Source organism: Streptomyces sp. NPDC005808 (assembly GCF_042871385.1).
Lineage (GTDB): Bacteria > Actinomycetota > Actinomycetes > Streptomycetales > Streptomycetaceae > Streptomyces.
In genome coordinates, this window is record NZ_JBIAIK010000005.1 from 332,017 (window position 1) to 351,008 (window position 18,992).

19 protein-coding genes are annotated in these 18,992 nt (G+C 70.2%); 6 read left to right on the forward strand and 13 right to left on the reverse strand.

Annotation, left to right across the window (positions count from 1 at the left end):
* Positions 1-91: 91 nt before the first annotated feature.
* From ACFYPC_RS14375 to clpS, 7 genes are all read right to left on the reverse strand, one after another.
* Positions 92-1,042: a PLP-dependent cysteine synthase family protein gene (locus tag ACFYPC_RS14375; protein ID WP_388674940.1), complete on the reverse strand. Its 951-nt coding sequence runs from the start codon at positions 1,040-1,042 to the stop codon at positions 92-94.
* Positions 1,043-1,059: 17 nt separating this feature from the next.
* Entirely contained in the window at positions 1,060-1,338 is a 279-nt protein-coding gene (locus tag ACFYPC_RS14380; protein ID WP_388674942.1) for a MoaD/ThiS family protein, read from the reverse strand.
* Positions 1,339-1,455: 117 nt separating this feature from the next.
* The gene (locus tag ACFYPC_RS14385) at positions 1,456-1,557 is read right to left on the reverse strand and encodes a putative leader peptide (protein ID WP_313904860.1); all 102 of its coding nucleotides are present in this window, start codon (positions 1,555-1,557) and stop codon (positions 1,456-1,458) included.
* A 99-nt stretch (positions 1,558-1,656) separates the two neighbouring features.
* Entirely contained in the window at positions 1,657-2,079 is a 423-nt protein-coding gene (locus ACFYPC_RS14390) for a Mov34/MPN/PAD-1 family protein (RefSeq protein WP_388674944.1), read from the reverse strand.
* A gap of 74 nt (positions 2,080-2,153) precedes the next feature.
* Positions 2,154-3,614, reverse strand: a complete 1,461-nt coding sequence (locus ACFYPC_RS14395; protein ID WP_388674947.1) for an amino acid permease — start codon at positions 3,612-3,614, stop codon at positions 2,154-2,156.
* 321 nt (positions 3,615-3,935) lie between these two features.
* On the reverse strand, positions 3,936-4,538 hold the full coding sequence (locus ACFYPC_RS14400; RefSeq protein WP_388674950.1) for a DUF2017 domain-containing protein: 603 nt from the start codon (positions 4,536-4,538) through the stop codon (positions 3,936-3,938).
* 49 nt (positions 4,539-4,587) lie between these two features.
* Complete coding sequence (gene clpS, locus ACFYPC_RS14405; RefSeq protein ID WP_384375623.1) at positions 4,588-4,905, reverse strand: ATP-dependent Clp protease adapter ClpS; 318 nt, start codon at positions 4,903-4,905, stop codon at positions 4,588-4,590.
* Between the two features lie 213 nt (positions 4,906-5,118).
* Between clpS and ACFYPC_RS14410 the strand changes: the two genes are divergently transcribed.
* A complete protein-coding gene (locus ACFYPC_RS14410; protein WP_388674953.1) occupies positions 5,119-6,447 on the forward strand; it encodes a nicotinate phosphoribosyltransferase in 1,329 nt (442 codons plus the stop codon).
* Positions 6,448-6,699: 252 nt separating this feature from the next.
* Positions 6,700-7,284, forward strand: a complete 585-nt coding sequence (locus ACFYPC_RS14415; RefSeq protein WP_388674955.1) for an isochorismatase family protein — start codon at positions 6,700-6,702, stop codon at positions 7,282-7,284.
* A gap of 16 nt (positions 7,285-7,300) precedes the next feature.
* Here ACFYPC_RS14415 and ACFYPC_RS14420 read toward each other — a convergent pair whose 3' ends face one another.
* Both ACFYPC_RS14420 and ACFYPC_RS14425 read right to left on the reverse strand, forming a co-directional pair.
* The gene (locus ACFYPC_RS14420) at positions 7,301-7,687 is read right to left on the reverse strand and encodes a hypothetical protein (protein ID WP_388674958.1); all 387 of its coding nucleotides are present in this window, start codon (positions 7,685-7,687) and stop codon (positions 7,301-7,303) included.
* Positions 7,688-7,810: 123 nt separating this feature from the next.
* Positions 7,811-10,144: an immune inhibitor A domain-containing protein gene (locus ACFYPC_RS14425; RefSeq protein WP_388674961.1), complete on the reverse strand. Its 2,334-nt coding sequence runs from the start codon at positions 10,142-10,144 to the stop codon at positions 7,811-7,813.
* Positions 10,145-10,624: 480 nt separating this feature from the next.
* Here ACFYPC_RS14425 and ACFYPC_RS14430 point away from each other — a divergent pair, with 480 nt between their 5' ends.
* Entirely contained in the window at positions 10,625-10,936 is a 312-nt protein-coding gene (locus tag ACFYPC_RS14430) for a hypothetical protein (RefSeq protein ID WP_388674963.1), read from the forward strand.
* Positions 10,937-11,059: 123 nt separating this feature from the next.
* Here ACFYPC_RS14430 and ACFYPC_RS14435 read toward each other — a convergent pair whose 3' ends face one another.
* Positions 11,060-11,776 (reverse strand): RDD family protein, encoded by a 717-nt coding sequence (locus ACFYPC_RS14435; RefSeq protein ID WP_388674966.1) that lies wholly within the window; start codon positions 11,774-11,776, stop codon positions 11,060-11,062.
* A gap of 115 nt (positions 11,777-11,891) precedes the next feature.
* Complete coding sequence (locus ACFYPC_RS14440) at positions 11,892-13,460, reverse strand: RDD family protein (protein ID WP_388674970.1); 1,569 nt, start codon at positions 13,458-13,460, stop codon at positions 11,892-11,894.
* A 232-nt stretch (positions 13,461-13,692) separates the two neighbouring features.
* Between ACFYPC_RS14440 and ACFYPC_RS14445 the strand changes: the two genes are divergently transcribed.
* Positions 13,693-14,175, forward strand: coding sequence for an SsgA family sporulation/cell division regulator (locus ACFYPC_RS14445; RefSeq protein WP_388674972.1), 483 nt, complete (start codon positions 13,693-13,695; stop codon positions 14,173-14,175).
* Between the two features lie 86 nt (positions 14,176-14,261).
* Here ACFYPC_RS14445 and ACFYPC_RS14450 read toward each other — a convergent pair whose 3' ends face one another.
* Complete coding sequence (locus tag ACFYPC_RS14450; protein ID WP_388674975.1) at positions 14,262-15,668, reverse strand: FAD-binding oxidoreductase; 1,407 nt, start codon at positions 15,666-15,668, stop codon at positions 14,262-14,264.
* Positions 15,669-15,760: 92 nt separating this feature from the next.
* Between ACFYPC_RS14450 and ACFYPC_RS14455 the strand changes: the two genes are divergently transcribed.
* Positions 15,761-17,299 (forward strand): tetratricopeptide repeat protein, encoded by a 1,539-nt coding sequence (locus ACFYPC_RS14455; RefSeq protein ID WP_388674978.1) that lies wholly within the window; start codon positions 15,761-15,763, stop codon positions 17,297-17,299.
* Here the strand turns inward: ACFYPC_RS14455 and hppD are convergent.
* On the reverse strand, positions 17,244-18,389 hold the full coding sequence (gene hppD, locus ACFYPC_RS14460; protein ID WP_388674981.1) for a 4-hydroxyphenylpyruvate dioxygenase: 1,146 nt from the start codon (positions 18,387-18,389) through the stop codon (positions 17,244-17,246). The genes ACFYPC_RS14455 and hppD overlap by 56 nt on opposite strands.
* A 122-nt stretch (positions 18,390-18,511) precedes the next feature.
* Between hppD and ACFYPC_RS14465 the strand changes: the two genes are divergently transcribed.
* Positions 18,512-18,982: an Lrp/AsnC family transcriptional regulator gene (locus tag ACFYPC_RS14465; protein ID WP_388675265.1), complete on the forward strand. Its 471-nt coding sequence runs from the start codon at positions 18,512-18,514 to the stop codon at positions 18,980-18,982.
* Positions 18,983-18,992: the final 10 nt, after the last annotated feature.

The following is an 18,992-nucleotide window of genomic DNA, read 5'->3' on the forward strand; positions in this document are numbered from 1 at the left end:
TGCCCGTCCCTTGTTCCTGGGGGCTACCGCCCCCAGACCCCCCAATCGCGCTGAACGCGCTCGTCCTCAAACGCCGGACGGGCTGAAATACCTACGCCCACAGCTGCCCCTGCAACGTCTCGATCGCTTCCTCGGTGGTCGCGGCCGTGTAGACCCCCGTCGACAGGTACTTCCAGCCCCCGTCGGCGACGACGAACACGATGTCGGCGGTCTCGCCCGCGGCGAGGGCCTTCCTGCCGACCCCGATCGCGGCGTGCAGCGCGGCCCCTGTGGAGACGCCCGCGAAGATGCCCTCCTGCTGGAGCAGTTCCCGGGTGCGGGTGACCGCGTCGGCGGAGCCCACCGAGAAGCGGGTGGTGAGGACGGAGGCGTCGTACAGCTCGGGTACGAAACCCTCGTCGAGGTTGCGCAGCCCGTACACGAGGTCGTCGTAGCGCGGCTCGGCGGCGACGATCTTCACGTCCGGCTTGTGCTCGCGCAGGAAGCGGCCGACGCCCATGAGGGTGCCCGTGGTGCCGAGGCCCGCCACGAAGTGGGTGACGGAGGGGAGGTCGGCGAGGATCTCCGGGCCGGTGGTGGCGTAGTGGGCGCCGGCGTTGTCGGGGTTGCCGTACTGGTAGAGCATCACCCAGTCCGGGTGCTCGGCGGCGAGTTCCTTGGCGACGCGTACGGCGGTGTTGGAGCCGCCGGCGGCGGGCGAGGGGATGATCTCCGCGCCCCACATGGCGAGCAGCTCGCGCCGTTCCTGCGAGGTGTTCTCGGGCATGACGCAGACCATGCGGTAGCCCTTGAGCTTCGCGGCCATGGCGAGCGAGATGCCCGTGTTGCCGGACGTCGGCTCCAGGATCGTGCAGCCGGGCGTCAAGCGGCCGTCCTTCTCCGCCTGTTCGACCATGTGCAGTGCCGGACGGTCCTTGACCGAGCCGGTCGGATTGCGGTCCTCCAGCTTGGCCCAGATACGCACGTCCGGGGACGGCGAGAGCCGCGGCAGGCGCACCAGAGGGGTGTTGCCCACCGCGGCGAGCGGGGAGTCGTAACGCATCAGTGATCAGAGCCCGATCAGACCATGCCGCCGGCGACGGCCGGCAGGATCGTCACGTTGTCGCCGTCGGTCAGCTTGGTGTTGATGCCTTCGAGGAAGCGGACGTCCTCGTCGTTCAGGTAGACGTTGACGAAGCGGCGCAGTTCGCCGCCGTCCACGATGCGGGCCTGGATGCCCGTGTGCCGGGTGTCGAGGTCGGCGAACAGCTCGGCGAGGGTGTCCCCGCCGCCCTCGACGGCCTTCTGGCCGTCGGTGTAGGTGCGGAGGATGGTGGGGATGCGGACCTCGATGGCCATGGTTGCGGGCTCCTGTCGGGAGGAAAGTCAGGTCGGTGGGCGCGCGGCAGCGCGGTGGATCAGGGTGTACGCCGGTTTGCGGAGCCGCGGCTCACGGCCGTACGGCGGCGGCAGGGGTCAGCGCGTACAGATGGCGCTCTGCAGCCGGCACAGGTCGACGTGCAGCCGCGCCACGAGCAGCATGCCCGGCGTCTTGTCGCTCACGTCGTGGGAAACCATGGGGTCATCGTATCGATTCCCGGTCCGGGTCCCGGAATGTGATCTCAGATGCTGGATGAATTCTGATCGACATGCGGGACCGGGTGCGCTGTACGGGACTCAGTACGCCTCCACCACCTTGATCTCCTCCTCCGTCACCACGCCTTCGACGATCCGGTAGGAGCGGAACTGGAAGGGCCCGGCGTCGTCCGAGTCGGCCGTGGAGATCAGTACGTAGTGCGCGCCCGGTTCGTTGGCGTACGCGATGTCGGTGCGGGAGGGGTATGCCTCGGTCGCCGTGTGCGAGTGGTAGATGACGACGGGCTCCTCGTCGCGGTCGTCCAGCTCGCGGTACAGCTTGAGGAGGTCGCCGGAGTCGAACTCGTAGAACGTGGGTGAGCGGGCCGCGTTGAGCATCGGGACGAACCGCTCGGGGCGGTCGGTGCCCTCCGGGCCGGCGACGACGCCGCATGCCTCGTCGGGGTGGTCCTGGCGCGCGTGCTCGACGATCTGGTCGAACAGCGCCTGGGTGATGGTCAGCATCTGGCCAGGATAAGCAGAAGGCCGCCCCGTACCGAAGCGTGGTACGGGGCGGCCCACATGGTGAACGGGCGGGGTCAGCCGGTCTTCTCGAGGTCCGGCTCGCGGCGCTCGGCGACCTGCGGGTTCCGCACCTTGAGGATGGCCCAGCCGATGCCCAGGGCGGCGGCCCAGATTGCCATCACGTACAGGCAGACGCGGGAGTCGGCGTCGTACGCGATCAGGCAGGTGACGAAGAGCAGGAAGACGACCGCGACCCAGCTGAACTTCGCGCCGCCAGGGGCCGGGAAGGCGGAGGCGGGCAGGCGCCCGGCGTCGACCGCGCGGCGGTACCGGATGTGGCTGATCAGGATCATCAGCCAGGTCCAGATGCCGGCCGCGGTGGCCACCGAGACGACGTAGCCGAAGGCCTTCTCCGGGACGACGTAGTTCAGGACCACGCCGATGCCCATGAAGAGCACGGAGACGGTGATGCCGAACGCCGGGGCCTTGGTCGAGGAGAGCTTGCTGAAGATCTTCGGGGCTTCGCCGTTGTCGGCCAGGGTGCGCAGCATGCGGCCGGTGGAGTACATGCCCGAGTTGCAGGAGGAGAGGGCGGCGGTGAGGACCACGAAGTTGACGATTCCCGCACCCGCCGGGATGCCGATCTGCGCGAAGGCCTCCACGAAGGGGCTGATCCCCGGGGCGAACTCCGTCCACTTCACGACACAGAGGATGACGGTGAGGGCGCCGACATAGAAGAGCGCGATGCGCCAGGGCAGGGTGTTGATCGCCTTGGGCAGGGTCTTCTCGGGGTTCTCGGACTCGCCCGCGGTGACGCCGACCAGCTCGACCGCCAGGTAGGCGAACATGACGCCCTGCAGGGTCATCAGGGAGGAGCCGATGCCCTTGGGGAAGAAGCCGTCGAACGCCCAGAGGTTGGAGACGGCGGCCGTGTCACCGGCGGCGCTGAAGCCGAAGGTGAGGACGCCGAGGCCGATCACGATCATGCCGATGAGCGCGGTGACCTTGACCATCGAGAACCAGAACTCGATCTCGCCGAAGAGCTTCACCGAGATCAGGTTGGCCACGAAGAGGACGATCAGGAAGACCAGGGCTGTCACCCATCGCGGTACCGACGGGAACCAGTAGTGGACGTAGATCGCGGCGGCGGTGAGTTCCGCCATGCCGGTGACGACCCACATCAGCCAGTACGTCCAGCCGGTGAAGAAGCCGAAGAACGGGCCGAGGAACTCGCGGGAGTACTCCGCGAAGGAGCCCGACACCGGGCGGTAGAGCAGCAGTTCGCCGAGCGCCCGCATGATGAAGAAGATGATCACGCCGGCGAGGGCGTACATGAGGATGAGGCTGGGGCCGGCCTTGGCGATGTTCGCCCCGGCGCCCAGGAAGAGGCCGACGCCGATGGCGCCGCCGATCGCGATCATCTGGACCTGGCGGCTGCCGAGCCCGCGCTCGTACCCCTCTTCGGGGGCGTCGCCGCCCACGGCCTCACTGCCGGCACGCGGCTCGTCGGTCTGGTCGACCTGCGACGAGGTCATGTGTGGTGCGCCTTTCTCCATGCCGGTCCGGGCCAGTGGACTGGCCTCGGATCGGGTTCCGATCCCCCCGGATACGTGGAGCTGTGCCTGGCCGGCGATCCGCCGGCTCGGTGGCGCACCCGACCGGACCTGGGTGGTGTCCTGTCGGGCGGTCGTGAAGATTTATCACGGCCGCAATGTCGATCGACGGGGGGTCGTGTTGCGCACGCCACAGAAAGACCCGGACAAACGACGAACCGCGCCCCATAGGGCGCGGTCATGGTGACGTGATCGTTATTCGGATTTGAGCGTCTCCTGAGCGAACTCGGACACCGTCGTGGATCAGGGCATCAGGGCTTCGACGAGCGTCTCCTGGAGGCCGCCCAGCCACAGGTACGCCATCACCATCGGCTTGCGCGGGTCCTCGTCCGGCAGTCGGTAGAGGAGGTCGGTGTCCTCCTCGTCGACGACGTCGAGCCGGGAGCCGATCGCCAGGCGCAGGTCGTTGAGGGCGCGCAGCCACTGCTCGGCCTCGTCGGCGGACAGCTTGACGACCGCCCCGCCGTCGCCGGACGACACCGCGTCCAGCGAGCGGATCACCGTGAGCGCGTTCTCACGCTTGCCCGCGCGCAGGTCGTTCTCGGTGAAGCGGCGGAACTCCGAGGAGTAGGCGCGCTGTTCCTCGGCCTGCTCGGGTGAGTGGGCCTCGACGTCGGGGCCGCTGTACGCGTCGGGGAAGAGGCGTTGCAGCACGGGGTCGGAGGGCGGCTCGCTGGGGCCCTCCGCGAACAGTTCGGCGAGCGGGTCGTCGGGGGCGTTCTCGGCGGGCCCGGGACCGATGAGCTCCAGGAGCTGGACGGCGAGGGAGCGGATGATGGAGATCTCGACCTCGTCGAGCGCGACGGCCGCGCCGCCGCCGGGAATCGGTTCGAAGTGTCCTGGCATCAGGTTGTGTCGCTACTTCCGGTCCTGCTCGCGGTTTCCAGGGCTCGGGCTATTTCCGGTCCTGCTGAAGGGTGGCCCACAGACCGTAGCCGTGCATGGCCTGTACGTCGCGCTCCATCTCCTCGCGGGTTCCGCTGGAGACGACCGCCCGGCCCTTGTGGTGGACGTCCATCATGAGCTTGGTGGCCTTGTCCTTGGTGTAGCCGAAGTACGTCTGGAAGACATACGTCACGTAGCTCATGAGGTTGACCGGGTCGTTGTGGACGATCGTCAGCCAGGGAACATCCGGCTCGGGTACGGCGAAGACCTCCTCCGCCGACTCGGTCTTCTCGGTCTCTAGGGGTGCGGGAGCCGTCACACGGCCCATGCTGCCACCAGAGGGGGGTCCTCGCACAAACGGACCACGCAACGCCGGTTTCCCGCAATCCCGAAACGCCGGTGTCCCACAACCCGAACCCACAAATCGTCAGAGTGACGAGATGGGGGTACTATCCGGTCCTATGCAGCATCCCCCGGGGGACAACCCCCGGACCCCCGGCCGAGGCTGGGGCATTCGGAGCGACATCGCGAGGAGAACACAGTGAACCCAGCGGACCTTGGGCTGCCGGTGGACGTTCCCTCTACGGCGCTCTTCACCGACCAGTACGAGCTGACGATGCTGCAGGCCGCCCTGGCGGCGGGGACGGCCGAGCGGCGCTCGGTCTTCGAGGTCTTCACCCGGAGGCTGCCCGAGGGGCGGCGCTATGGGGTGGTGGCCGGAACCGGGCGCGTTCTGGACGCCGTCGAGAACTTCCGTTTCGACGCGGACGTCCTCGGTTTTCTGCGCGAGCACAACATCGTGGACGAGCCGACCCTGGACTGGCTCGCCTCCTACCGCTTCGGCGGCGACATCTGGGGCTACCCGGAGGGCGAGGTGTACTTCCCGGGCTCACCGGTCCTGCGGGTGGAGGGCTCGTTCGCCGAGTGCGTGCTCCTGGAGACCGTGATCCTGTCCATCCTCAACCACGACTCGGCGATCGCCGCGGCCGCCTCCCGGATGGCCTCGGCCGCGGGCGGGCGCCCGCTGATCGAGATGGGCGCCCGGCGCACCCACGAGCTGGCCGCCGTGGCCGCCGCGCGGGCCGCGTACGTCGGGGGCTTCACGACCACCTCCGATCTGGCCGCCGGTTTCCGCTACGGCATCCCGACCGTGGGGACGTCCGCGCACGCCTTCACCCTGCTCCACGACCACGAGCGGGACGCCTTCCAGGCCCAGGTGAACTCGCTCGGCCGGGGCACCACGCTGCTCGTGGACACGTACGACGTCGCGGAGGCGGTCCGGATGGCCGTCGAGGTCGCCGGGCCCGAGCTCGGCGCCGTCCGCATCGACTCGGGCGACCTCCTCCTGGTCGCGCACCGGGTGCGCCAGCAGCTGGACGAGCTGGGCGCGACCGGCACGCGGATCATCGTGACCTCCGACCTGGACGAGTACGCGATCGCCTCGCTGGCCGCGGCGCCCGTGGACGCGTACGGCGTCGGCACCCAGCTGGTGACCGGATCCGGCCATCCGACCTGCTCCATGGTGTACAAGCTGGTCGCCCGCGCCGAGTCGGCGGACCCGCGGGATCCGCTGGAGGCGGTGGCCAAGAAGTCCTTGGGCGGCAAGACCTCCATCGGCGGGCGCAAGTGGGCCGCGCGGCGCCTGGACGAGCACGGGATCGCCGAGGCCGAGGTGATCGGCGTCGGCCCGGTGCCCGCCGAGCTGGCCGACCGGCAGCTCCTGGTCGAGCTGGTCAAGGGCGGTCAGGTCATCGCCCGCGAGCCTCTGGACGTCGTACGGGAACGGCACTCGGCGGCCCGCGCCAACCTGCCGCTGTCGGCGACCCAGCTCTCGCGCGGGGAGGCGGTCATCCCCACCGAGTACGTCTGACGTACGCCGTACGGCCATGGGGCGGGCGCATGAACAGGCAGTGAGCGGGAAGGCAACGGCCACGCCCTCTGCACACCGCACAAGCGCCCCCTCCACACCCCCGGAGGCACGGCGCAGCAGCCGAATGCACCCTCCCGGAGTGCACTCGAAGTCTCTAGGCTCGGTAACTCACAGGCCGGGCCCCCTTTACCGACGCCTTTCCGACGCCTTTCCGACGCCACCGATCGCCCGCCGAGCCGAAGGACACCGACCATGCGCCGCGCCTTGATCGTCGTAGACGTGCAGAACGACTTCTGCGAGGGGGGCAGCCTCGCGGTGGCGGGGGGTGCCGACGTGGCCGCCGCCATCACGGAGCTGATCGGGCAGGCACCCGCCGGCTACCGCCATGTCGTGGCGACCCGCGACCACCACATCGCCCCCGGTGGCCACTTCGCCGACAACCCGGACTACGTCCACTCCTGGCCCGCGCACTGCGTGGCCGGCACCGAGGGCGTCGGCTTCCACCCGAACTTCGCCCCGGTCGTCGCCTCCGGCGCCATCGACGCCGTCTTCGACAAGGGCGCGTACGCGGCGGCGTACAGCGGCTTCGAGGGCGCCGACGAGAACGGGGTGACGCTGGCGGACTGGCTGCGCGCCCGGGAGATCGACGAGGTGGACGTGGTGGGCATCGCCACCGACCACTGCGTACGCGCGACCGCCCTGGACGCCGCCCGCGAGGGCTTCCGAACGCAGGTCCTGCTCGACCTGACGGCCGGAGTGGCCGCGGAGACCACGAACCGTGCGCTGGAGGAGCTGCGGGCCGCGGGCGTGGAGCTGACCGGCAAGCCGGTGGTCTGAGCCGCCCCACGGCCCCCTACAGGCCTTGGGGCGCCGCCGGTCTGCGCATCAGCGCGCGGATCGGGCGCCACAGCTCCTGGACGCGCTCCGGGCCGATGCTCGCGGCGACGGCGACACCGTTGTCAGGGAGCGGCGCCGTGCGCCATATCAGGCCGTCGGGGTGGTGCAGGACCGCGGTGATCTCGTCCGGAGTGGGTGGCTGGGCGTTGCCCCGCAGGTACACGGCGCGCATGCCCAGATTGCGGAGCCTCGTCAGTGCGCGGGCCCGGTTCTGGGCCACCACGAGCACCCGTACGCAGCCGGCGCCGGAGGCGGACAGGCCGGCCGGCGTGGACGGGCTGGGCAGGTTCAACGCCACCACCACGCTGCCGTTCGGCAGCTTGCAGAAACCTCCTGCGGCCATGAAAAGTCACACCCCCGTGCGGTCCGGTGTCAATAAGGGAATCACAGGACGCACCTAAACACGATCGGCCGCGACCCGCCAGGGGGTCACGGCCGATCATGCTCTGACCTGGGGAAATGTCGCTTACTTCACTGCAGGGCCGACCTGGAGCGAGATCGTGGAGCCGTTCAGGGCCTCCCTGACGATCGTGATCTTGGTGTTGGTGTCAGTGATCTTCACCCCGGCGAGCGGGGTGCTGGTGTCGTAGTAGGTGTTGGTGCGGTCGTTGAAGACCGAGACACCCTTCTGCGACGCGATCTTGGTCGCGGCGTCCGCCTTGTGCAGCGTGAGGCCGTCGGTGCGGTACAGGCTGAAGGGCGAGTCGTAGGACTGGATACGGCTGCGCATCAGCGTGCCGTCCGACCACTTCAGCGCGGTCGGGTGGGCGTCGACCGGCAGCACCAGACCGGTGCCGGGGTGCTGGCTGGTGTTGTTGTCCGGCTGGGAGGTGTCCCACTTCCAGATCAACAGGCCGTTCTGGTACGGGAAGTGCTCCACCCAGTCCGGACGGGTCGTCGTGAAGCCGAAGTTGTACGGGCCGACCTGGAGAGTCTTGTCGTACGACACGTACTGGCGGTTCTCGGCGATGTAGTACTGCGCGTAGTCGTCCGTGATGGCCGCGCCGACACGGGAGAAGCCGTCCGCGGTCCAGGCGGCGTCCGCGGTCTCCGCGTTGTCGGAGAAGAGGGCAACGCCGTCCGCCGTCACGGAGATCGAGTCGGCCGCGAAGCCCTTCTGGGCCACGCCGCCGTCGGTCGCGTAGCGGAAGCGCAGGCCGATGTTCTGGCCCGCGTAGGCGTCCAGCGGGTACGACAGCTTCGTGTACGCCTCGGTCGTGCCGTCGAGCGCCGGCTTGCCGCTGCCGTCACGGCTGATGGCCGCGCCGTTCGCGGTGCCGTCGATGGCCGACCAGGAGGCGCCGCCGTCGGTGGACACCTCGGTGTAGAGGTAGTCGAAGCCCGCCTCGATGTCCCACCAGCCGTCGAGGGTCAGTGTGGCCGCCGACTTGCCCGTCAGGTCGACGAGACGGGTCAGCGTGTTGGAGAGGCCGTCGCCGCTGCCGCTCCACCACTGGGTCGCGCCCTGCGCCGGTTCGACGATCTCGTTGGTGACCGTCTTCTCGGGCAACTCGACGACGAGCGCCTGCGCGTTCTTGGTGTTGTACTCGGCGACGCCCAGGGTGTGCGTCGAACTCGTCGCGGCCTTCGCCGTGTCGTAGTCGAGCCAGCCGAGCTGCAGCTTGTCCCAGGCGGTCATGTCGCCGGGCAGGTTGCCGATCGCGCCCTCACCGGTGCCGAGCCAGGAGCCGGACGACATCAGCGTCCAGAAGCCGGTGGAGTTCTCGCCGCCGCTGGTGTCGTAGTGGTCCGGCAGGCCGAGGTCGTGGCCGTACTCGTGGGCGAAGACGCCGAGTCCGCCGTTCTCCGGCTGGATGGTGTAGTCGCCGACCCAGATGCCGGTGTCGCCGATCGCGGCGCCGCCGAGCTTGTTGTCCTCGGGTCCGGTGGCACCGGCGTCGGTGCCGAACGCGTACCAGCGGTGCGCCCAGATGGCGTCCGCGCCCTGCGCGCCGCCGCCCGCGGACTCGTCCTCACCGGCGTGCACGATCTGGAAGTGGTCGATGTAGCCGTCGGACTCGTTGAAGTTGCCGTCGCCGTCGAAGTCGTAGCGGTCCCACTGGTCGTACCCGGCCAGCTGCGCCTTGATCTCCGCGTCGGTCGCGCCTGCTGCCTCCTGCGCCGCGACCCAGGCGGTGACGCCGTCCTGCACCGCGTACCAGGCGCCGGTGTTCGCGTCGTTGGAGCCGTAACGGGCCTCGTTGTAGGGGACCTTGACCCAGTCCGAGACCTCGCCGTCGACCGAGTAACGGCCGGACGACTGCTTCTCGTAGTACGTCTTCATCGAGTCGACACCCTCGCCGGTGCCGAAGTAGAGCTCGTTGAAGTGCTCCTGGTTGTAGTCCGCCTGCCAGGCCGTGCTGTTGTCCTTGGTGCGGTCCGGCTCGGCTATCTCGTTGTGCAGCGGACCGACCGTGCCGCCGTAGCGGGGGTCGACCTGGTCGCCGAACTCGACCAGGATGGTGAAGATCTTGTCGGTCTTCTCGCGGGCGAGCTCGACGTACTTGCCCTTGCCGAGCTGCACCACCTGCGAACCGTTGCGCTCCTGCGCCGTGGCCTCGCCGGATATGACCTGCTGAAGGGCCTCTTCGCGCTGAGCCGCCTCGCTGTCCGTGAACGGGCCCTTGAGGTCGTGCTCGGTGTCGCTCGCGGCGGGCGCTGCCGGGTCACGGCGGTCCACCGTCGGGGCCGACGCGCCGGCGCCGGCCTGCGCCACGGCGAACGTCGAGAACGTGGCAGTGGCCGCCGCGAGGGCAACGCCCACCGCCGCCCCTCTGAACGTCCATGATCTGCTGGTCACTTGATGTCCTCCCTCGCGCCCGCCCGCGCGGATGGAGGAGTCCAGGTCATGGGGTCCGCGCGCGTATACGCGTGTCAAGTGACGACATTGGACCGGAGTTACCAAAGAAAAGACAGATCTTGACTTGAACCTGGCAACTGCACTATGTGGGGCAGACGTTCACCGACCGGAGGTCCACCGCACCGCTCAACAGGCGCGCCCGGCCGTCCAGTTCCTGGACGTGATGACTCCGTGCGCCCCCTGTGCTCCGGCACCGTGGGTTAGGTCACGCTTACCGGCCGTTCCACTCGGGCATGCAGGCGAATAGGGTCGTTCGGCGGCACGTCGGATTAGCGATGGATTGCCAAGTCGACCCCGTTGTCGGCCCCCGATTCACAGCCTCACCCTCAATGCTTCATCCGCCCCCTCCCCCATCGCGAGAGGCACCTGGGGGGAGCACCCCCAGCCGAGGGAACGATTGCCATGCCTCGAAGGACCGCCATGCCTCGTCCGACCGCCGCACAGCTCGCCTACGGTTCCTGCACCGTGATCATCTCCACCCTCGCCATGCTGCTGCTGTCTCAGACGAGTTCGGGCGTGGGGATCGCGGCGATCACCCTCTCGGCACTCGTTCTCGGGCTCCTCGTCGCCATGACGGTCCCGCTGCCGAAGCCCGCGCGCACCGTGCAGTTGCCCGTCGTGGCCGTGCGGGCGAAGCGCGTCCCCGCGCAGCGCGAGAGCGCACAGCGCGAGACCGCGTCCGTGGCCGCCTCCGTGGCCTCTGAGCCCGTACGGGAGCCGGCGAACCCGTAAAGCCTCACCGCATACGAGAACCGGCGGGCCCGTGTCTCAGGGGACCCGCCGGTTCTCGTTGTCGCTCATGACTCCCACGCCGCCCTGCCGGACAGCCGGTCAGCCAATCAGCCGGTTGACCGCTCAACCGGTGCTGACCACGACCGTCTTGGCCGCCTTGTCGTGCAGGCCCTGCTTGTAGGGCTTGTCGAAGAAGCTCCAGCCGCCCGCGATCGCCGTCCAGATGCACGCGCAGCAGAACGCGAACGGGATCCACAGGACCAGCGAGCGGATCAGCGTGGTCTGCACGGAAGGCGTGGCGCCGTTGTCCAGGTTGGCCACGCGCTGCTTGAACAGCCTCTTGCCGAGGGTCTGCCCCGTGCGGCTGATCATGACGGTGTCGTAGCCGATGTAGAGCACGGCGGCGACCAGTGACTGCCCGAAGGACCTGCCGGTGTCGATCTTGTCGGTGTCCACGTCGTACTCGGTGACCCCGAACGCCCACGACAGCAGCCACACCACGATGCCCACGAGGATCATGTCGACGATGCGCGCCAGGACCCGCTTGCCGCTGTCGGCGAGCGGCGGCATACCGGCGAGCGGATCGCCGCCGTAGGGGCCGCCTGCGCCGTAGGGATCGCCACCCCCGCCGTAGGGGGGCGGCTGGTCGCCGGGGGGCGGGGGCCCGCTGCCGTACGAGGGGCCGTGCGGGGAGCCGCCGCCCTCGTCGGGCGGAGGCTGCTTCCGGAACGGGTCCTCGGGTGGCGGCTGCTTGAACGGGTCGTCGGGCGGGGGCTGCTTCTTGAACGGGTCGTCGTCCGGTGACCGGCCGGAGCCCGGAGGCGGCGGTTCGCTGCTCATGGCCCGAGTGGACCGCGAACCCTCCGGCTCCGCATCCGGCGAGCGGCCGTCCGGGCTACCGGATCGTGTACGTCCGATGAGCCACGGCCGTATACGTCCGCTGCGGCGGCGCTTCCTACGACCGCGCCGCCACGAAGGTGTGGGCCGCCTTGTCGTGCCAGCACTGGCGCCACGGCTTGTCGAACAGGCACCACAGGACGCCGAGGACACCGACACCGAGGACGCCTGTGACGGCGTAGACGAGCCAGCGGCGCAGGGCCGAGCCGAAGGTCGGGGGTTCGTGGCCCTCGATGTCGCGCACGTCGATGCCGCACAGCTTCTTGCCGAGGGTGCAGCCCCATCTGGCGGTGGGCAGCGCGTCGTAGAGGACGCCGAAGAGGAGCAGGACGGCGAGGACGATCCCGAGGTAGCCGGCGGTCGTGCCGTCCAGCAGCCAGACCGTGACGGCCTCGCCGGAGAGCTTGGCCGCGTCGACCTTCGCGTTGATGTGGTCGACCGCCTTGGTGCCCAGCGGCACGGCGGCCACGGCGGTGACACCGGCGAGCACGACGGTGTCCACGAGCCGGGCGGCCAGCCGCCTGCCCAGGCCCGCGGGACGCGCCGCCGACTGCCGTCGCGCGGCCGCCGTGAAGATGTCCTCGACCGGCGGCTTCCACGGCGCGACGGGCTGCCCCTCCTCACCCGCGAGCCGGTGCACCTGCTGGGCCCAGGAGGGCTGTCCGCCGCCGATACCGGACGTCGTGGGGGTGCCGCCGGCCTGCTGGGGGACGGCGGCATTCTGCGCGGCGGCGGGAGCAGGGGCGGGAGCCGCCTGGGCGGCGGGCTGGGCCGTCGCGGCTTGGGCCGCCTGGGCGGCGGCGGCCTGGCCGGCTCCGAAGCCGCCGCCCGCGGAGGAGGCGGCCGGGCGGGCACTCCCCTGCTCAGGCGCCGTGCGCGGGGAGTGCGGACGGAAGGTCATGGTGCCCTCGGAAGGGAGACCCTCGGCACCGGACCCGACGGACGGCCCGGCGAACGACCCGACGGAAGGCCCGGCGGACGACCCGGCCGTACGTCCGACGGACGGCCCGGCGGTACGTCCGGCGCCGGGCGTACCGTCGCCCGCGCCCTCCGCCCCCGCGGGCCGCACCGGCCCGGTCGGGCGCCGGAACACCACGCTGCCGCCGGACGCCGGGGGCCGCGGGCCGCCGGAGTCCGCGGGCGGGATCGTCGCCGTGCCGTCCGTTCGTGAGGACCGGCCGTCGGGCTGGACGACCGGGTCGGCCGGGTCCGAGGCCCGAGGTACCCGCGGGTCGGCGGTTCCCGGGGCACCCCAGGACACCCGGCGGTCCGGGCCGCGGCCGAACCCGGACTGCTGGGAGCGGTCGGCGCCCCACGCGGCCGCGGGCTCCGGACGGCTGCCGTGCTGGGCCTCGGCGGGACTCACCTGCCGGGCACCGCCGGACTGTTGCGGGTCCTCGTCGAAGAAGTACGGGCCGGTCTGCTCGGCGAGGGGCGGCTCCTGTGCCTGCGCGGGCACGGACGCCGCAGGCGTGGCGGGAGGTACGCCGTCGGACGGCGCCGGGCGGCTCGTACCCGGTACCCAGGCGGCACCGTTCCAGTACCGGACATATCCAGGAATGGAGGGATCCGGGTAATACCCTTCGCGGGGCCTGTCGTCACCGGGTGCCGGGGTTGGGGCGCTCATGTCCGTCGTCCCGTATCTGCTCGGGGGCTTCTTGGGGGATCCACATCTATCAGACCGGCGCACCCGGCACTGCCGCTCCCGCCGTACCCACCCCGTTCGTGCATGGATCCGCTACGTCCCGAGACAGGACGAGAAATCTTCTCGGAACCCGCGTAATGATTCCGCCGCCATGCGCTCTCCACTCATACGGGCCCGTCCACAGGGCCCCGTACGAGAAGGGAAACGCATCGACATGCACACCGTGGTGGAACGCGAACTCGAGCTCAAGCTCGTCCTGTCGCCAGAGCGCAGCATCCCTGTCCCGGCCCGGCTCAGCTACCGCACCGACGATCCGTACGCCGTCCACATCACCTTCCACGTCGGCACCGACCATCCGGTCAGCTGGACCTTCGCCCGCGAACTGCTCGTCGAGGGGGTGTTCCGGCCGTGCGGGCACGGCGATGTGCGGGTGTGGCCGACGAAGGTCGCGGGCCGCGGTGTCGTGCTGATGGCGCTGAGCTCGCCGGACGGCGACGCGCTGCTCGAAGCGCCCGCCGCGCAGGTCTCCGCCTGGTTGGAACGCACCCTCCGGGCGGTCCCCCCGGGCTCTGAGGCGGAGCAGCTCGGCATCGACGACGGCCTCGCCGAGCTGCTCGCCCCGACCCCGGGCTGTCACGACGACCTGTGGCTGCGCGACCCGTGGCCGTCCGACGAATCCAAGGAAGGTGGTGAGTGAGCCACCTCAGCCATCAATTGAGGAACCCCCACGGCGATCAGCCAGGTCCGCGAGAGCGGCGGCGGTTCAGCCGCAAAGAGGGTGTGTCAGAAGAGCTTGCCGGGGTTGAGCAGCCCCAGCGGGTCGAACGCCGCCTTGATCGCCCGCTGCATCTCGACGCCCACGGGGCCGATCTCGCGCGCCAGCCACTCCTTCTTCAGGACGCCCACGCCGTGCTCGCCGGTGATCGTGCCGCCGAGTTCCAGGCCGAGCGCCATGATCTCGTCGAAGGACTCGCGGGCGCGCCGGGACTCGTCGGGGTCGGCGGCGTCGAAGCAGACGGTGGGGTGGGTGTTGCCGTCGCCGGCGTGTGCGCAGACCCCGATGGTCAGGGCGTACTTGTCGGCGACGCGCTCGATGCCTTCGAGCATGTCGCCGAGCCGGGAGCGCGGCACGCACACGTCGTCGATCATCGTGGTGCCCTTGACCGCTTCGAGCGCGACGAGCGACAACCGCCGCGCCTGGAGCAGCAGTTCGGACTCGGCTGCGTCCTCGGCCGGTACCACCTGGGTGGCGCCCGCGGCCTCGCACAGGGCGCCGACCGCGGCGAGGTCGGCGGCGGGGTCATGGGTGTCGAAGGCGGCGAGGAGGAGAGCTTCGGTGGTCTCCGGGAGGCCCATGTGGGCCAGGTCGTTGACGGCTTTCACCGTCGTACGGTCCATCAGTTCGAGGAGGGAAGGCACGTGACCGCCCTCCATCACCTTGACCACGGCGTCGCACGCGGCTCGCGCCGAGGCGAACTCCGCTGCCAGCACGAGCTGCTGGGGCGGCTGCGGCTTCAGCGCGAGAGTCGCCCGTACGACGATGCCGAGCGAGCCCTCGGATCCCACGAAGAGGCGGGTGAGGTCGTACCCGGCGACGCCCTTGGCCGTGCGGCGGCCGGTGGTCATGAGCCGCCCGTCGGCCAGCACGACGTCCAGGCCGAGGACGTACTCGGCGGTCACCCCGTACTTGACGCAGCACAGGCCGCCCGAGGCGGTGCCGATGTTGCCGCCGATCGTGCACATCTCCCAGCTGGAGGGGTCCGGCGGGTAGTAGAGGCCGTGTTCGTTGACGGCGCGGGAGAGGGTGGCGTTGATGACGCCCGGCTCGACCACCGCGATCCGGTCGACCGGGTTGATCTCGAGGATCCGGTCCATTTTCACCAGGGACAGCACGATGCAGCCGTCCGAGGCGTTGGCGGCGCCGGACAGGCCGGTGCGGGCGCCCTGCGGGACGACCGGGACGCGCAGCTCGGTGGCGAGGCGCATGACGTGCTGGACCTGCTCGACGGTGCGGGGCATGACGACGACGGCCGGGGTGCCCGCCTCGCAGAAGCTCGCCATGTCGTTGGCGTACGCGGCCGTGACGTCCGGGTCGGTGAGGACGGCTTCGGCCGGCAGACCGGCGAGGAGACGGTCGACGAGGTTGCCCGTCACCTCATCACGCGGGGCTTCGATACGGCTCATGATCACAGCGTCGCACCCGGGGCCATCGGTGTGAACCCCGTCTGCGGCACCCGACGCATGCCGTGATGTGGTCTTCGTACTGACGCACAGTGAGCGCCATGGAGATCGAAGAGCAGCCACCGGCGACAGCGCGGCCTCAGGATTCCGAGCCTCCCGGGGTCCGTTTCTCCCCTTTCGTCAAGCGTGCGCTGATCGGCGCCGTCGCGGGAGGTGTCGTACTCGGCGCTCTGCTGTTCCTGCTGCCCTCGGCGGGGCGGGACCCTGCGCCGCCCGCTCCGGGTCCGGTGGCGCGGGCGCAGACGGCGGTGGGCTCCGGAGTGCCCGCCGCGCTGCCCGACCTGGCGGCGCTCATCGGCGACCGCGAGGCGCATCTGCGGGCCCATCCCGGCGACGACCGGTCGTGGGCCGTGCTCGGTGCGGCCTATGTGGAGCAGGCCCGGCGTACCGCGACGCCCGCGTACTACCCGAAGGCGGAGCAGGCGCTGCGTACGTCGCTGAGGACCCGGCCGAAGGGGAACGTGGAGGCGCTCGAGGGCCTCGCCTCGCTGGCCAACGCCCGCGGTGACTTCCGGGAGGGGAAGAAGTGGGGCGAGGCGGCCGTGAAGCTGTCGCCGAAGCGCTGGACGACGTATCCGCTGCTGATCGACGCGTACACCGGCCTCGGCGACTACAAGGCCACCCGCAGCGCCCTCGACAAGCTGCTGGAGCTGCGCTCCGGGCCGACGGTGCTGGCGCGGGCGGCGCGGGTGTACTGGGACCGCGGCTGGCGCGAGGACGCGGCGGCCGCCGTCGCCGTCGCCGCGACGCGTGCGGCGACCCCCGCCGAGCAGGCGGCCTTCCTCCAGCAGGCCGGCGAACTGGCCTGGGAACGCGGCGACCGCGAGCAGTCGCTGGGCTACTACGAACGCGCGCTGAGCACCGACCCCGACGAGCACGGGGCGCACGCCGGGCAGGGGCGCGCACTGGCGGCGCTGGGGCGCACGTCGGAGGCGCTACGGGCGTACCAGACGGCGCTCGCCAAGCGGCCCGAGCCGCGGTACGCGCTGGAGCTGGGCGAGTTGTACGACAAGCTCGGCGTCGAGGGGGCCGCGCGCGTCCAGTACGACCTGCTGCGGGAGCGGGTGCGGCAGGAGGCGGCCCAGGGCGTGGACGACGACTTGGTCCTCGGGCTCTTCGAGGCGGATCACGGTGCCACCGCGACCGCCGTGGCGCTGCTGCGCAACGAGTGGCAGAAGCACCCCGGGATCGCCGTCGCGGACGCGCTGGGCTGGGCGCTGCACCGGGCCGGGGAGCACGAGGAGGCCCTGAAGTTCGCCACCAGGGCCATGGACAAGGAGCACGGCGGCGGCGTACGCAGTGCGCTGTACGCCTACCACCGCGGCCAGATCGAACGCGCCCTGGAGCGGTACGGTCCGGCCCGCCGCCACCTCACCGAGGCTCTGCGCATCAACCCGTACTTCTCACCGCTGCTCGTCCCGGAGGCCGAGGCGGCGTTGGAGGAGCTGGGCGAGCCCTCGGCCGAGGAGGGACCGGGTGAGCCGGCGGAGGGATCCTCGGCGGAGCCCTCGCGGGCCGCCCCCGCTACAGGTTCCCCCGCCTCTCCTGCTCCCGCTCGATCGCCTCGAACAGCGCCTTGAAGTTGCCCTTTCCGAAGCCCATCGAGCCGTGCCGTTCGATGATCTCGAAGAAGACGGTCGGACGGTCCTGGACCGGCTTGGTGAAGATCTGCAGCAGATAGCCGTCCTCGTCGCGGTCGGCGAGGATCTTCAGTTCGCGCAGGGTGTCGACGGGGACACGGGTGTCGCCGACCCACTCGCCGAGGGTGTCGTAGTAGGAGTCCGGGGTGTCGAGGAACTGGACCCCGGCCGCGCGCATGGTGCGTACCGTCTCCACGATGTCGCCCGAGTTCAGCGCGATGTGCTGGACGCCCGCGCCGCCGTAGAACTCCAGGTACTCGTCGATCTGGGACTTCTTCTTGGCGATGGCCGGCTCGTTGATCGGGAACTTGACCTTGAGCGTGCCGTCGGCGACGACCTTCGACATCAGCGCGCTGTACTCGGTCGCGATGTCGTCGCCCACGAACTCCTTCATGTTCGTGAAGCCCATGACCTTGTTGTAGAAGCCGACCCAGTCGTTCATGCGGCCGAGTTCTACGTTGCCGACGCAGTGGTCGATGGCCTGGAAGGTGCGGTGGGAGGGCGGCTCGACGATCGGCGCGGCGGCGGTGAAGCCGGGGAGGTAGGGGCCGTCGTAGCCGGAGCGTTCGACCAGGGTGTGCCGGGTCTCGCCGTAGGTGGCGATCGCGGCGAGTACGACCGTGCCGTGCTCGTCCTTCACCTCGTAGGGCTCGGCGACGGAGCGGGCGCCGTGCTCGACGGCGTACGTGTACGCGGCGCGCGCGTCCGGGACCTCGATGGCGAGGTCGACGACGCCGTCGCCGTGCTCGGCCACGTGCTCGGCGAGGAAGTGGCCCCAGGTGGTGGCGGGCTTGATCACGGAGGTGAGGACGAAGCGTGCCGAGCCGTTGGTGAGGACGTACGAGGCCGTCTCGCGGTTGCCGTTCTCCGGTCCGGAGTAGGCGACAAGGCGCATGCCGAAGGCGGTGGAGTAGTAGTGCGCGGCCTGCTTGGCGTTGCCGACGGCGAAGACGACCGCGTCCATTCCCTTGACCGGGAAGGGGTCTGCCTGCCGGGCGGTGTCGGGAGTGTGGTCTGTGGTCTGGGTCATGCTCGCAGGCTCCCGCCGCCTGGCAAGGTGCGCAATAGTTTGCGTTATCACTGGACATTGTGCTCACGCGGCTGCGCGATTCGGCGGGCGGTATGTACAAGATGACCACCTCGGAGGACCTCATGGCGATCGATCATCTGGACGGCGGGCTCATCGTGCTGCTCGCCGAGGAACCGCGTATCGGTGTCCTGGAGATGTCCCGGCGGCTCGGCGTCGCGCGCGGCACGGTGCAGGCGCGGCTCGACCGGCTTCAGTCGAATGGAGTCATCCGGGGGTTCGGGCCGCAGGTGGACCCGGCCGCGCTGGGTTATCCGGTCACGGCGTTCGCGACCCTGCAGATCAGGCAGGGGCAAGGCACGGACGTACGAGCCCACTTGGCGACCGTGCCCGAGGTGCTGGAGCTGCACACGACCACGGGCGGGGGCGACATGCTGTGCCGGCTCGTCGCCCGCTCGAACGCCGATCTCCAACGCGTGATCGACCGGGTGGTCGGTTTCGACGGCATCGTCCGGGCCTCCACGGCGATCGTCATGGAGAACCCCGTACCGCTGCGGATCATCCCGCTGGTGGAGCAGGCGGCGACCGAGCAGTGACCCAGGGCCT

Excerpts from the sequence above, each read along its gene's own strand:
- ACFYPC_RS14375 (WP_388674940.1), bottom strand. The coding sequence starts at position 1,042 with ATGCGTTACGACTCCCCGCTCGCCGCGGTGGGCAACACCCCTCTGGTG.
- ACFYPC_RS14380 (WP_388674942.1), bottom strand. The coding sequence starts at position 1,338 with ATGGCCATCGAGGTCCGCATCCCCACCATCCTCCGCACCTACACCGAC.
- ACFYPC_RS14385 (WP_313904860.1), bottom strand. The coding sequence starts at position 1,557 with ATGGTTTCCCACGACGTGAGCGACAAGACGCCGGGCATGCTGCTCGTG.
- ACFYPC_RS14390 (WP_388674944.1), bottom strand. The coding sequence starts at position 2,079 with ATGCTGACCATCACCCAGGCGCTGTTCGACCAGATCGTCGAGCACGCG.
- ACFYPC_RS14395 (WP_388674947.1), bottom strand. The coding sequence starts at position 3,614 with ATGACCTCGTCGCAGGTCGACCAGACCGACGAGCCGCGTGCCGGCAGT.
- ACFYPC_RS14400 (WP_388674950.1), bottom strand. The coding sequence starts at position 4,538 with ATGCCAGGACACTTCGAACCGATTCCCGGCGGCGGCGCGGCCGTCGCG.
- clpS (WP_384375623.1), bottom strand. The coding sequence starts at position 4,905 with ATGGGCCGTGTGACGGCTCCCGCACCCCTAGAGACCGAGAAGACCGAG.
- ACFYPC_RS14415 (WP_388674955.1), top strand. The coding sequence starts at position 6,700 with ATGCGCCGCGCCTTGATCGTCGTAGACGTGCAGAACGACTTCTGCGAG.
- ACFYPC_RS14420 (WP_388674958.1), bottom strand. The coding sequence starts at position 7,687 with ATGGCCGCAGGAGGTTTCTGCAAGCTGCCGAACGGCAGCGTGGTGGTG.
- ACFYPC_RS14430 (WP_388674963.1), top strand. The coding sequence starts at position 10,625 with ATGCCTCGTCCGACCGCCGCACAGCTCGCCTACGGTTCCTGCACCGTG.
- ACFYPC_RS14435 (WP_388674966.1), bottom strand. The coding sequence starts at position 11,776 with ATGAGCAGCGAACCGCCGCCTCCGGGCTCCGGCCGGTCACCGGACGAC.
- ACFYPC_RS14440 (WP_388674970.1), bottom strand. The coding sequence starts at position 13,460 with ATGAGCGCCCCAACCCCGGCACCCGGTGACGACAGGCCCCGCGAAGGG.
- ACFYPC_RS14445 (WP_388674972.1), top strand. The coding sequence starts at position 13,693 with ATGCACACCGTGGTGGAACGCGAACTCGAGCTCAAGCTCGTCCTGTCG.
- ACFYPC_RS14455 (WP_388674978.1), top strand. The coding sequence starts at position 15,761 with ATGGAGATCGAAGAGCAGCCACCGGCGACAGCGCGGCCTCAGGATTCC.
- hppD (WP_388674981.1), bottom strand. The coding sequence starts at position 18,389 with ATGACCCAGACCACAGACCACACTCCCGACACCGCCCGGCAGGCAGAC.
- ACFYPC_RS14465 (WP_388675265.1), top strand. The coding sequence starts at position 18,512 with ATGGCGATCGATCATCTGGACGGCGGGCTCATCGTGCTGCTCGCCGAG.